8 protein-coding genes are annotated in these 13,492 nt (G+C 49.0%); 5 read left to right on the forward strand and 3 right to left on the reverse strand.

Annotation, left to right across the window (positions count from 1 at the left end):
• Window positions 1-36: 36 nt before the first annotated feature.
• Window positions 37-2,868 carry a hypothetical protein gene (locus tag QHH26_11165; protein ID MDH7482514.1) on the forward strand — a complete coding sequence of 944 codons (2,832 nt, stop codon included), beginning with the start codon at window positions 37-39 and terminating at the stop codon, window positions 2,866-2,868.
• 71 nt (window positions 2,869-2,939) lie between these two features.
• The gene (locus QHH26_11170; protein MDH7482515.1) at window positions 2,940-3,977 is read left to right on the forward strand and encodes a uroporphyrinogen decarboxylase family protein; all 1,038 of its coding nucleotides are present in this window, start codon (window positions 2,940-2,942) and stop codon (window positions 3,975-3,977) included.
• Window positions 3,978-3,985: 8 nt separating this feature from the next.
• On the opposite strand, the gene QHH26_11175 is transcribed toward QHH26_11170, so the two are convergent.
• Window positions 3,986-5,032 carry an ABC transporter permease gene (locus tag QHH26_11175; GenBank protein MDH7482516.1) on the reverse strand — a complete coding sequence of 349 codons (1,047 nt, stop codon included), beginning with the start codon at window positions 5,030-5,032 and terminating at the stop codon, window positions 3,986-3,988.
• The gene (locus QHH26_11180; protein ID MDH7482517.1) at window positions 5,029-6,696 is read right to left on the reverse strand and encodes an ABC transporter ATP-binding protein; all 1,668 of its coding nucleotides are present in this window, start codon (window positions 6,694-6,696) and stop codon (window positions 5,029-5,031) included. Before QHH26_11180 ends, QHH26_11175 begins: the two co-directional genes overlap by 4 nt.
• A 139-nt stretch (window positions 6,697-6,835) precedes the next feature.
• Here QHH26_11180 and QHH26_11185 point away from each other — a divergent pair, with 139 nt between their 5' ends.
• Both QHH26_11185 and QHH26_11190 read left to right on the forward strand, forming a co-directional pair.
• A complete protein-coding gene (locus tag QHH26_11185; GenBank protein ID MDH7482518.1) occupies window positions 6,836-8,203 on the forward strand; it encodes a CCA tRNA nucleotidyltransferase in 1,368 nt (455 codons plus the stop codon).
• A gap of 61 nt (window positions 8,204-8,264) precedes the next feature.
• Window positions 8,265-10,202, forward strand: coding sequence for a DUF6067 family protein (locus QHH26_11190; protein ID MDH7482519.1), 1,938 nt, complete (start codon window positions 8,265-8,267; stop codon window positions 10,200-10,202).
• 23 nt (window positions 10,203-10,225) lie between these two features.
• Here QHH26_11190 and QHH26_11195 read toward each other — a convergent pair whose 3' ends face one another.
• Entirely contained in the window at window positions 10,226-12,193 is a 1,968-nt protein-coding gene (locus QHH26_11195; protein MDH7482520.1) for a hypothetical protein, read from the reverse strand.
• A 198-nt stretch (window positions 12,194-12,391) separates the two neighbouring features.
• On the opposite strand from QHH26_11195, the gene QHH26_11200 reads away from it, so the two are divergent.
• Complete coding sequence (locus QHH26_11200) at window positions 12,392-13,456, forward strand: hypothetical protein (protein MDH7482521.1); 1,065 nt, start codon at window positions 12,392-12,394, stop codon at window positions 13,454-13,456.
• Window positions 13,457-13,492: the final 36 nt, after the last annotated feature.

A 13,492-nucleotide genomic window follows, 5' to 3' on the forward strand; every position in this document is an offset into this window, starting at 1 on the left:
TAAACTATTTACATCATACTTCGCGGAGTAAACCAAATGAGCTTGCTCAACCGCATCATTTGGGCTACCACAGTCTTTGTCATATTGATTATGGAGCCCTCTGCTTTGGCTATACAGTCAATAGTGATTAGAAACAATCATGACCTGCCATACAAGGGGCCAGTTACCTTCCTTACGGATTCCGCAGATGGATATTTTGAGGCCAAAAATGGCATTGCAGAGGTAGCAAAGGGAAGGGCTTATGTGCTTATTGATATGCCCGGGCATTCGCAACTGCGCTTAACGCGAAAAGGAGATGGCCACCAAAAAGATAGTCTCCTTTTCCAAAGCATCCTCTCCGTGGAGCCGACGGCAAGCGGCCTTAGGCTTCTCTGCCGCGGCGTGGAGATAGGGCGCGTTGAGCTCGGGTTAGTGGTCGTGCCTGGCACGGAAGCCGGCACGGCCCACGCAGTGTCTTGCTTTGAACCGTTAAACTTCGAATTCAGGGGCAAACGATTGATAACTGGTAAGTGCCAGAACTCCGGCTATGACATCGAAATTTCGGTCATGCCATGCGCCGCTGGATTCATTGATTTTGATGCAAAACTTACTAGGGTGGAGGGCAACTCGGAGAAGGCGTATGTTGCCCTTGTGAGGCGAGTTACAACACCCGGAATCGAGCACTTGAGAATGCGCTGGTGTGGGAAAGTTATCGAGGGTTCGGATGAACCAACCAAATACCACAGGAACTTCACAATGACCCATGGCGCCGATTGGTGCTCTTGGAAGGCGGGTGGTTTCCACTTTGCAGTAGTAAATGGCTTTGCGGCGGGATTGACCGCTGAGGAGAAACCGGGTCGCTGGATTGCCGTCAACAGCTACTACATCCGTGAGGCAGTCCGAAAAGATGGCGACAGCGTGTATTTGGTTTCCCAAATTGCTGGGCCAAGTCCCGAACAAGAGCGCACACGTTCACAGTTGCCAACTTCCTATGTTCCTCCCATAAAAGGTGAGCCAGTTCAACTGCGGTGGCGGCTGGTAATTGCTGAAAAGCCTAAGGTTGGGTGGGAGGATAGCCAACTATTTGTATATTCGGGTTTTCAGCGCGTGGTTGATTTGGGCGATACTGTAATAGTTGACCTGGGTGTTCCATTTGTTGAGTTTGGAACAAGTTATTTCCCTTATTCGACTATGTGCGAGAACTTTGACTATTATCGAGTGTCTGGTCTTGACCGCGAAGGCTGGTGGCCCTTCTCGCCGAAGCTATGGAAAAAATGGCGGGATTTAACTCCTCAAATGAAGACCGACCTTCGAATCATTCGCTCGATGGGTTTTGATTGGGTGCGCCTGCACCACTTGGAGCTTCTCGGCGAGATGGATAGAAAAGATGCACTAGCGTTTCTTGATTTCTACATGAGTGAGTGCCGCATGCTTGGGCTCAAAGTGTTGGTAGACACAGCAGGCTCGCCGGAATGGATGCAAACCATTGTCCGTCGGTATGGTGATGTTGTGAAGCGGGTTGAGTTGGAAAACGAAATTCTAATCCCAGGGATAAAACCAGGTGATGGAGAACGCTGGACTGCTCAGTACAATGCAATCAAGAAAGTTTCCCCTGATACGCAGGTTTTTCTCAGCGGCAACTGCAATGTTGGGATGTTTGATCGTCTCTTGCGGCTGGGAGTGCCTTTCGACCGCGCAGGATATCATTTCTACCAACACGGTCCAGAATGGGACATCGCAACTTCGTCTATTGCACTTGCCATGGCAGGCTATGCCCGAACCATCTGCCGCGAGCCAACGCTTGGTGAGTTCAATTGGAAGATATTGACCCGCTGGACTCCCGAAGCCCGAGCAAGGGAGTTTGCAAAGATATACGGCGGAATGCTCAAACCGAGAGCGATACCCGAATTTATGCAGTTCCACTGGCAGGAAACGCTGAGCGTGAATCCACGGCTTACTCGACAAGGCATTCGCCATTATGAGACAATCCATCTCGACCGCCGACCAAAACCAGAAGCGGTGGAGCTAATGGGGCTTATGCGGCGGTATGCACGGCCCGATTCTCCAATTCGCATGTTTCCAATAACAATTGGAGAGACAGTATTTAGGGACGGCAGAGCCACGGCTAATTTTACTATCGAGAACAAGACTAGTAGGACAATCTCGTTGAGGCTTTCGGCAGTTGCTTTCGGTGGTGTAAAATCGCGGCTGCTTACAGGGTCACAAGTTACCATTAAACCTGGTGGAAAGGCGGAGGGAAGTATCGAAATCTTGCTGATGCCCGGCGCGCAAGTCGGCACCTATCATCACTTCCTCAAGGTTGACTACCCAGGAGGTAGTGCTTACGGCTGGGGAATTGCCTCTAATCAAGGGATGCCCAAGTTCAGCGACCCTATTTTGCCCGACCTCGTGGAGTATCCCCAGGGACCTGGTGTTGTTAAGCAATTTGATTATGCCCATCCCATAACTGTTGCATTTGGCAAGGATTCGCCAGCGCAGGAATTGGAAATGGCTTACCAAATCTTCAATACTCTCCAATCTGCGACAGGCAGATTACTCTACTTGTGCAGTGTTGAGGATTTGCCTAAAGAGCGGATAGCGAACGATAATCTAATTTTAGTTGGCACTCCGAAAACAAACATATTGATAGGCAATCTATCACAAAGCATTCCTAAAGACAAAGGAGTGGTCATACTTCATAATGCTAGCAATGGCCGCCAGTGGCTAATTCTTACAGGCGAGTCAAAGGAATCTGTTGCGGCGGCTGCGACTGATTTCACCTTGAGGTATTGGGTGAACGCAAAGGATTCCGTTATTAGGATAGCTGGCATGGAAAAAGGTGCCGCCCTGGGAAACCGCGCTAAGCCTGGGGAAGTTAATATGCCTTAAAAAATTAGCGTTGGCTTTTTCGAAATTAGAATAGCCTTCCGCAACTTTTCCAAAAAAGTAAGGAGCAACAGATGAGAAAAGACCAATTCGAGCAATTGAAGGCGATTGTGCAAGGAGCAAAGATCAAGCCTCCAGTAGCATTATTAGTTGACAGCCCTTGGATTCCGCCGTTTGTGGGAATAGAGGCAATGGAATACTTCACCGAACCTGATAAATGGCTGGAGGCGAACCTGCACGTTGTCGAGCGCTTCCCTGATGTGATATTTATACCAGGCTTTTGGGTGGAATACGGAATGGCGATTGAGCCCTCTGCGCACGGGTGCAAAGTATCATGGTGGAAGGATTCTCCACCTTCGGTTTCGCCTGTGCTCTCCGACATCTCTGAGGTCAGCCGGCTAACAGTGCCATCGCCGCAAAATGACGGACTAATGCCGTTTGTGCTGCATCTTCAGCGGCGTGCTCAAGAACAAATTGCCCCAATGGGGTATTCAATTCGCATAGTCTCTGCACGAGGTCCGCTCGCACTTGCAACATTCATTCGGGGGATTACCGAGTTCCTGATAGACATAAAAATTGAACCTGAGAACTCGCATCGTTTGCTCGATATTTGCACTGAAACCGTAATCCGCTGGTTGGATGCCCAAGCAAAGAACTTGCCCGATGTTGAGGCAATTTTTGTTCTTGATGACATAGTAGGTCTTTTATCACCAGCTGACTACGAAGAGTTCGCCCACCCATATCTTAAGCGAATATTTGATGCTTTTAATGGCATGCTCAAACTCTATCACAATGATGCGAATATTGAGCCATTTGCCGAGCGCCTGGCAGAAACGGGATTCGATATCTTGAATTTCAGCCATCTAATAGACGCTGGCGAACTCTATCGGCGGATTGGAGACAAGGTAGTCCTAATGGGAAATGTTCCGCCTCTTCAGGTGATGGCAGAGGGGACGCCGGAGCAGGTGAGAGAAAGCGCCAAGCGAGCGCTTGATGGGACTGGGGGGCGCATAATACTCTCCGCTGGCGGCGGCACGAATCCCGGCACATCAGCTGAGAATATAGATGCTCTTGTCCAAGCGGCGCGGGAGTGGTCAGAAAGCCATGGCTAGTTTTGCCGCTAGTTGCTTGATGCGTGCCTTGGATATCTCTTTCCGAGGAATTTCATCCCTGCAAGAACGATTACAATAGCTTGGATAACCGTGACTATCTCCTTTGGCGTTTCGGTGATTAGCTGCATACTTACCGCGCCATTTCTCAGCGCACCGAAGAGGAGTGCTGAAAGCGCTGTTCCGACGGCAGTGTTATTACCGAGAAGAGCGACAGCGATGCTGTCGAAACCATATCCGGGGGAGAATTGGTCATAGAACCGATGGTGTACCCCTAGAACTTCGACTGCGCCTGCGAGTCCTGCTAGCCCGCCGCTAAATAACATAGCAAGCACAATCATCCCTGGCACATTTATGCCGGATGCTCGGGCGGCGTCCTGGTTAGTGCCTACCACCTTTAGTTCATAGCCGACTACCGTGCGATTCATTAGGAATGCAAAGCCGATAACGCCAAGAACTGCTATAAGAATTCCCCAATGTGCGCCTCCGAGGCTACCTAAAAAAGCGGTTGGCTGAATTTCGGGCGTCTGCGGCGCCATTGAGTTGGGGTCTTGAAATTGGTTGGTTACAAGGTAGTGAGTTAGGAAAAAGGCTATGTAGTTAAGCATGATTGTAGTGATGACCTCATGCACACCGCGTTTTGCCTTTAGCAAGCCAGGCAGGAAGCCCCAAAGTGCACCGCCAAAGATTCCCGCAATGAGGCATAAGGGGGTATGCAAAGGCGCTGGCAGTTTTAGAGTGTAGCCAGCCAACGCTGCCGCAAGCCCGCCGATTAGGAGCTGACCCTCTACGCCAATGTTGAAAATCCCCGCACGGAGACCTAGTGCTACCGCCAGCCCAGCAAGCGTAAGTGGGATTGCCTTGACAATGGTTTCGCAGACTGCCGGAACACTTCCAAATGCGCCCGAGAACATTGCGCCAAATGCGGCAAAGGGATTTTCTCCTGATGCTAGGATAACTATCGCACCAATCCCAAATGCAATTCCCAGCGTTGCCAATGGATTGCCAGCCGCATGCAAGAAAGGCGACAACCTGTTAATTATGGGGGCGCTCTTCATGCTCCACCTTGGCTTTCTTCCTTTGACGAAGATGGCAAAATGCCTTCTCCAAGCATCAGTGCTCCCACGTTCTGGGGGGTTGCCTCTTCTCCTTTTAAGATGCCAGCAATTCGACCTTGGAACATCACCATTACTCTATCGCTAAGGCTTAGTATTTCATCCAAATCGTAGGATATCAACAAAATTCCTGCTCCTTGGTTGCATGCTTCAATTAAGCGCATTCGCACCTCTGCCGATGCGCTTACGTCCAAGCCGCACGTTGGCTGGCTTGCAATCAGCAGTCTAGGCTCGCGCTCAAGCGCTCGGCCAAACACGAGCTTTTGCTGATTTCCTCCTGAGAGCTGTCCGGCAGCCATTTCAGGACCAATTGCCCTTATATTGAGGTTCTCGATTAAGCGCGATGCATGCTCCCGACAAGCCCTTATATTAAGAATGCCAGCCTTCGCAATTGGTTCCTCCCAGTGTGAGCCAAGTATTGCATTATCTATTATGCGATTCTCAAGCAGGAGAGCAAAGCGGCGGTCCTCAGGTATGTAAGCAATTCTTAATTTAAGACGCTGGCGGACCGACATACCGATGATTTCCCGACCATCAAGCTTGATGCTTCCTAACCCTTTGCGAAGTCCAATAAGCGCCTCCGCCAGCTCCCGCTGACCGTTGCCGTCAATCCCTGCGACGCCCAGTATTTCGCCAGGGTAAAGTTCGAAGCTTACCCCATTAACTGCGGGTACGCCGGATTCCCCAATTACTCTCAAGTTGCTTACTTTTAAGATGGGTTCGCTTGTTAAATCTACTGTTTTTGCAACCTGCCTCGGTATTTCAAAATTGCCCTCACTGCCGACCATCAGTCGAGTAAGTTCTTCAGCAGTCGTTGAGGTGGTTTCAAGGCAGGCGACGGATTTACCATGTCGAAGAACCGTCACCCTGTCGGAATAACCCAGCACCTCTCGGAGCTTGTGGCTGATAAGGATGATGCACATGCCGTCTTCAACCAATCGCCTGAGCATGGCAAACAGGCTTTCCACTTCCTGTGGTGCAAGCACGCTTGTTGGCTCATCGAGGATTAGTATTCGCGCTTGCCGATAGAGGGCTTTGAGTATTTCCACTTTTTGTTGGGATGAGACAGACAAGTCGGCTACTCGGGCGTGAAGGTCAACATAGAGTCCAAACTGCTCGCATATCTCGCGAAGCCGTTTTTCTGCTGAACGATAGTCGGTTTGGAGCAAGTGGGTTGGCTCGCAACCTAGAATGATATTTTCCAGCGCTGTGAAAGCCTGCACGAGCATAAAGCGCTGGTGAACCATGCCGATTTTTAGACTAATGGCATCGCGCGGGCTTTGTATTCTAACTGGCTTGCCGAAGACACGTATCTCTCCGTGGTCAGGAGTCAGCATGCCATAAAGGATGTTCATGAGGGTCGTCTTGCCGGCTCCATTCTCGCCGATAAGCGCATGCAATTCTCCCTGATAAGCAGTAAAATCAACCTTATCGTTTGCAATGACGCTGGGGAAACGCTTTGTTATCGCTCGCATCTCGACGGCAGGTGAACCCATGCTACCTATTGTCCCCTCTGGCTGGCGGTGAAAATCAACTTGATTCGCCAGTGCTTCAGCATTGGTGAAAAGGTAAACTGTAAATATCCTGGGTAGAGTTTGAATGCCCAACCCCGATAACTTTGGAGAATATAAAATTGCAAAACCTTATTTGGCTTTAAAACCATTAAACCATATCAATTCGGCATTCGAACTGTCAAATTAGGTATAATAAGAAACAAACGTTAAGAACATAAAGTAGCTGCAAACCATGAACCCTGCCATTGAGACAATTAGGGAAATCACGAAAGGGACGCCTTATGAGGGAAAGTTATTTCTAGTGGGCGGCTGTGTGCGCGATGAGATTATGGGCTTGCCACCTACAGAGGATGTTGATATTGTCCTTGAAGGCAGCGCCCTCGAACTTGCAAAGTTTCTATACGAGAAGGGAGTAGCCGACCACCGCCCTGTAACTTACCCGCGTTTTGGGACGGCAATGGTGACAATCAAAGGTCATACGGTGGAGCTTGTCAGCGCAAGGAAAGAGGTTTATACTCCGGAGAGTCGCAAGCCTGAGGTCGAATTTGCTGGGCTTTATGAAGATGTCCTGCGCCGCGATTTTTCCATAAATACCCTTCTAAAAAATCTGCACACTGGCGAGATTCTTGATTTAACCGGGCGGGGAAAAGCAGATATCGAAGCGAAAATAATTCGCACGCCAACCGACCCCGATGTTACCTTCTTTGACGACCCACTTAGGATGCTTAGGGCAGTTAGGTTTGCAGTCAGATTAGGATTTGAGATAGACCCGCAAACTTGGGAGGCAATTACGAGAAATGCACCCAGATTGGCAATCATCAGCGCCGAACGCATTCGTGACGAATTTGTGAAAATTCTTTTAAGCGACAACCCGGTGCGTGGCATTCGAATGCTTAAGCAAGCTGGTCTCCTCAAGGAGTTTGCTTGGGAGCTTCTCGAAATGCAAGGCGTTACCCAGGGCGGCCGTCATGTCTATGACGTATGGGAGCATACCCTTCATGCATTGGAGTCACTGCCGCGCCAAGCCGATCTTATCTTGCGGCTCGCTGTTCTCTTTCATGACGCAGGAAAACCTCGGACAAAAACGGTAGACAGCGAGGGGCATATACATTTTTACGGCCATGAAGTTAAGAGCGCTGAGATTGCCAGTCGAGTGCTAAATCGCCTAAAGTTTCCAAAGAGCGAAATCTCGCGCGTAGTTCGTTTAGTCGAATTACATATGAGGGTCGGCGAATACCGAAGTGAGTGGAAAGACTCGGCAGTCAAAAGGCTTATGCGCGAGGCTGGTGACGATATATCTGATCTCATTGCGCTTTGCAAGGCAGATAGAAAAGGTTATGGGCCGCATGCCTCGACTGAGGAATTAGAAGAGCTAGAACAAAGGATAGAAAAAATTATATTGAAAATTCCGATTCACAAGATTGAAAGTCCGTTAAATGGCTGGGAAATCATGGAAATACTCAACATTCCACCTGGCCCGAAGTTGAGGCAAGTGAAGCAGTTCCTTCTAGAGGAAGTCCTCGAAGGCCGTCTTTCTCCCGGCGATAAGGAAACAGCAAAGAAGTTGGTTCGAGAGAAGTTCGCTGCCGGTGCAACTTGACACCTCAATTCGCAAGCCCTAAACTGGTAGCCAATTATCCTGAGAGGCAGGAACAGTGGATATGCTTTATTTTCTCCTGTGCGCGATAATCCTTCTGACAGCGGAAATATCCCATGCCGCCGTCCCGCCGCCATATGAGCCGGTTAAGGCTACTGCGGCAGAAATAAGATGCCTTGGCAGAATAATCAGGCTTGGGCCTATGTTGTTGCCAGCCCAGATAAAATCGGCTGGTGAAGACCTGCTTGCCAACCCCATAACCCTCGTTGTAGACCCAATATCAGCACTTGATGGGCTTGCTGGCAAGGGCAGGGTGGTCGCTAACAATGGCGACTCGGCAGTTTTGGAATGGGAGGGAGAATCGCAGGCATTCGGTATTAAGGTACGCATGACGGCTGATTGCGATGGCTTTTGTTGGTATAACATCACTCTTGTACCAAAGCAACCGACGAGGCTGTCTTCTCTAGCGCTGTCTATTCCTCGGCGTGAGGAGACAGCGAAATATGTGCATACTGCGAATTTTACTTGGGGGCAGGGTATATCGCAAGGGTTGGCAGAGCTTGGCGGAAACTGGCGTGGAGGTTTCATGCCTTATGTCTGGATTGGCGATGAAGAAAGAGGACTGGCGTGGTGTTGTGAGTCTGACGAGGGTTGGAACCTAAAAGATGCAAAAAGCACGCTTTCCATAGCAAGCTTAGAATCCGCAGTGCTTTTTAAAGCCGCCTTGCTAGACCACCCTGAGAACATCAGCTTGCCAATAAATATAAGGTTCGGAATACAAGCAACTCCCGTAAAGCCGGTCTCGTTTGATTGGCGAGCAAAGGTGCGCATATTCCATGGCATCACCTATGATTGGGTTGCCCCAGGAAGGGACGGCAGGATGCCTCTAGACCTGCTTCAAAGGGCTGGCGTTAAGACTGTAATTTACCACGACATGTGGCCCACGTATTATGGCCAGCTTGTTCCCAGTTCGCCGGAATTGTTCCGCAAGCTGGTTGATGAGTGCCATAAGCGAGGAATCAGGTTCCTTGTATATGTTGGCTATGGATTGGCTCGAAATGCGCCAGAAATGCAGGGCCATCATGATGAGTGGTCCATCTTACCGCTTATACCTTGGGTTCCCAGCTATAAACCCGAATTTCGCGCTTTCGATGCTTGCTGTCCGAGGAGCGGCTGGGCTTCCTGGCTTGTTAAAGGGATTGATGAGCTTTTCTCAACCTTTGATTTAGACGGCATTTACTTTGACGGCACAAGCGAAGCATTTCGGTGCCAGAATGAAAAGCACGGTTGTGGCTGGCGCGACGCTGATGGCAATCTTCATGCTACCTATGCAATTCTTGCTGCTCGGAGCCTTATGCGGCAAATCGCTGAGGTTGTGCGTAAGCACAATCCCAATGCAATTCTCGACGTCCACATGTCTGACAACCTAACGATTCCGACGCTTTCATTCTGTGATAGCTATTGGGATGGTGAGCAATTCGAGGTTTATAAGGCTGATGATAAGATTGAGATACCGCTGGACCAATTCCGAACGGAGTTCATGGGATATGCGCATGGCTTGGATGCGCAATTTCTCTGCTATGAAAGCCGCCCGTTCTCATTTGACGAAGCAATTGCAATTGCTTGGTTGCATGGAGTGGAGGTTCGTCCGATAAACAAAAACCAATTACGGAAGGTTGTGCCTATTTGGGGGGCACTTGACCGGTTTGGTGCTCCATCGGCTAAGTGGCTGCCATATTGGAAAGGGTCTGGTGTATTTTGCTCGGATTCGTCCGTTAGGGCTAGTGCATTTGCAAAAGATGGCAGGGCGCTAATATTCGTAAGTCATCTAAAGCGCGAACCGCTTTCCACTACCTTAGTAGTAGACCCTAAAATTCTCGGGCTCCCCTCGGAGAAGCTTTCGGCCACCAACGCCATTACTGGCAAACCACTTGACATTGAGGGGTTCTCAATTCCGCTTGTATTTGAAGGGATGGATTGGAAGCTTATTGAAGTAAAGTAGCCTTAATTATGGGTTAGATGCGTCTATCTATATTTCCCTGGCCAAAAATCATAGGTTGGAATCCCGAGCATTATGCCTAAAATGGTCCACAGGCTGCCGATAGTAATCTCGCCTAGTATTAAGCCAAAGAAGAATGGGAGCGCCTTTCGATACATCTTTAGTCCGCCGAATTTCAATGTAATAAATTTGGCTGTACTTCCGATTAGAAGCGGCATCCAGAGCTGTGCGACTCCCCAACTCGGTGCAAGGGCATAAGCAAGCGGATGTAAAGGGAACGCCAAAAACCGCATCCTCAGCCATCCAAGGCACATTGAGACGATGAATCCTACCCCAACGAAAGCCATAGCGACCTTGTTTGGCGGGGTAGGTTGTTTTAGCCAGCGCTCAAGTGGTCCAAAGACATAGCGGCCGTGCTCCAAGACATAAATATCCATGTTTGCCGTAGCTCCACCATTGCGAAATATAGTATGAAGGAGCTGCCAAAATCCCAGCGGCATTGCAACTATACCTGCGATGACTATAGCGTAGAATATACTGCGGGCTGCTGTATTTGTGCGCTCAGATAGCTTAAATGCCTCGGCTTGATGCGGTGCAGGATGGCTGGCATAGCTTATGTTGAACCAGGAGAACGTAGAGAATCCGACGAGCGTTTGCGTTGGTATATTCTCCGTTCCCAAAGCAGTTGTAAGTACATAATGGGGTCCCATTGGATTCATATCAGGTACAGGAAACCCCAGTTCTGACCTTATGCGGCTGATGATTATGCAGAAAACGAAATAGAGTAAGAAGAAGATTACAATCGCCCATGCGGCCATCCCCGTAAAATAGGCAAAGATTCCCAGAAAGACAAAGCCGCTAATTGCCCCCAGTATTGCTGTTCTATAACTAATTGCCTCATTGGACTCATCAATCTCTTTCGTGCCTCGAAAAGCAGTGCGGAATACACTTCTCAGATAGCTTCGGCTAGCCCACATGCTCATGATGAGAAAGCCTAAGTAAGCCCCATATGCCTGGCTGTTTAGAAAGGGATATGCTTGGTCCAAACCACCTGCCGCCACTCTCAGCTCATGTAAGCCGATGACTCGACTTCCGACTAGTTCGAGCTTGCCAATCCAATAGAAGAACCAGCAGGAAAATGAGAGCTCAAGCGGCATAAGAAACGCCAGCCCGATAGCCCAGAAGTAGAAGCCCATTGGGATATAACCCATCGCATTCCATGGAGGGTCGGTAATATACTTGCCGATGTCTACGCGTGTTATTCTTATGTGTGGAACGGATGGATAGAGATAGTTCAAGCCCGCGAGGAGGGTTAGCGTACCTGAGAAAGCAAATCCAATCCACATATGCTTGCTTTTAAAAAGGGAGTAGGACTCGTCGGTCATCTCCAATGGAAGCTGAATGATTGGAAAAGTGAGCTTCTCTGCCTCGACCCATTGCTTCCGAAGGATGCAGTTAATGCAAAGCATGGTGAAGATAAGAACCGCTGTAAAAATTGACCACCAAAATATGGGCACCAACCATGGAACAAAATTAGTTGGGTCATAAAGCGAGGAGTTGCCGTAATAAAAATTTCTTAGGCTTTCCTGGTCGTTTACAAAAAGCCATTTTGGGAGTCGAGGCACTATCAGTTCGCCCCACTTATTCTCAGGCGTTTGGAAAAATGATGCATATCCCATGGCTGAAACGAGGATTGACATCATGCAGTGCGAACAAACGCCGCTTGTAATGGAAATTACTATATAGATTGTAAGCAGTTCCATTCGTGATAGGGCGATGTTGTGCCACCGGCGCTTGATTAGCATATTGACAACAGTAAGTACTAGGAGAGTGAAGATGCAGTTGTAGAACGGTGCCGCGTAGGTGGGGTATGAAGTGCGTACCGCCTCGAGTTGTACCACCCAGTAGTCGTTGATGGCGGCGAGAACAAGCGCAAGAGCGATTGACCTTTTAGTTACTCCTCGATTCGGCCGATTTGTTGGTGGTATGTCCATGGTCAAGGAGTATGATATGGAGAATTGTAGAGATTGTAAAGATGCATAAGGTATTTAGTGAAACGAATAACAGTGCCAAAGCAAGTTTGGGCTTAGTGTCCTATCATGCGGGTTCTCGGCGAAGTTTGCTATAATCTAACAAAGTGTGTATTGGTTTTATTCAGAAACTTAGATAAAAAGTACTTTGAAGGTGTGCCAATGTTATCTTGCAATTTTGTCATTTTTGTTGCAATGCTTATGCTTTTTGCCGGAACAATAGCGCAGGTGGATGGGTCTGCGCCGAGAAAACTTGCAAAACCGGTCGAGGACGGGTTTTGGCTTAGGCCGTCAAAGGAATGCCCAGCTGAACCAATTATCGGACATAAGGATGGCCTCCGAATAAGTATTCATCCTATCCATAATGGTCCAAGGGGATTAATCCGAATCCATGTGCCGTATGTTAACCCTGGCGAGCATTCGATAGTCAATTTCATCGCCATCGAGCCCATTGTAGGCGGTAAACGTGGGTTCTCAGAGCTTGAACGAAGCAAATTGGACAATCAGCAGGGCCTTCGGATGTGGTTCTCCGACTCACAAGATGCATCCGAAAAGCTCTCGTGGGAAGCACCACAAGGTGAAATTAGCCACATAATAGTGGGTGGCAAGCGGATAGAGACTTTATCGGTTTATCTCCATGTCGAGAAATTTGAAAATGGAGCGCATCCATACTTGAAAGTAATTTTTCGCGAAGACCGCCCAAATGAAGTCGGCTTTCAAGTCTACGCCCACAAAGACAGCGCACAAATGGAGTCATGTATCCTCACAGCAACAATGGGTAATTACACCAGATGTCGACTGCTTTGGCTGAAGGATGAGGTTGTGGATAGTCGAGATATTTGGAAGGATTACCAGGGCAGTGACTTTGTGTATACAGATGATTTCCCAGAGGAGCGAATAAGGCGCGAAAAGGACGGTACGCTGATAGTGGCGATTACTCCAAACGAAACCAACCTTGCTGTTCCAGTACCCGCTGGCGGCTGGTATTACGGCGGCAAGGCCGCCACCCAATACTGGCGTAAGTATCCTAGCTCATCGAAAACAACTGGAGTCAGGGTTCGTGTGAACGGCAGAGCGATGTATTACGGTACGAATACCCTCATACCAGGCGGCGTGGCTTTCGAAAACTTCGAGCTTATCGAAGCTTTCAAGCCAGGGAACGAGCTTTGGTTCGGAGTAACGCTGAGAACCCCTAAGGAAATGGGTTGGGAAATCAAGAATCGCTAGCGGCTGACTGCAGACGTATTTCCATGGTTGGCTTTA

The organism is Armatimonadota bacterium, assembly GCA_029907255.1.
Taxonomy (GTDB): Bacteria; Armatimonadota; UBA5829; order DTJY01; family DTJY01; genus JAIMAU01.

Coding starts and splice junctions, on each gene's coding strand:
- QHH26_11190 (MDH7482519.1), top strand. CDS start 8,265: ATGCTTTATTTTCTCCTGTGCGCGATAATCCTTCTGACAGCGGAAATA.
- QHH26_11170 (MDH7482515.1), top strand. CDS start 2,940: ATGAGAAAAGACCAATTCGAGCAATTGAAGGCGATTGTGCAAGGAGCA.
- QHH26_11165 (MDH7482514.1), top strand. CDS start 37: ATGAGCTTGCTCAACCGCATCATTTGGGCTACCACAGTCTTTGTCATA.
- QHH26_11200 (MDH7482521.1), top strand. CDS start 12,392: ATGTTATCTTGCAATTTTGTCATTTTTGTTGCAATGCTTATGCTTTTT.
- QHH26_11175 (MDH7482516.1), bottom strand. CDS start 5,032: ATGAAGAGCGCCCCCATAATTAACAGGTTGTCGCCTTTCTTGCATGCG.
- QHH26_11195 (MDH7482520.1), bottom strand. CDS start 12,193: ATGGACATACCACCAACAAATCGGCCGAATCGAGGAGTAACTAAAAGG.
- QHH26_11185 (MDH7482518.1), top strand. CDS start 6,836: ATGAACCCTGCCATTGAGACAATTAGGGAAATCACGAAAGGGACGCCT.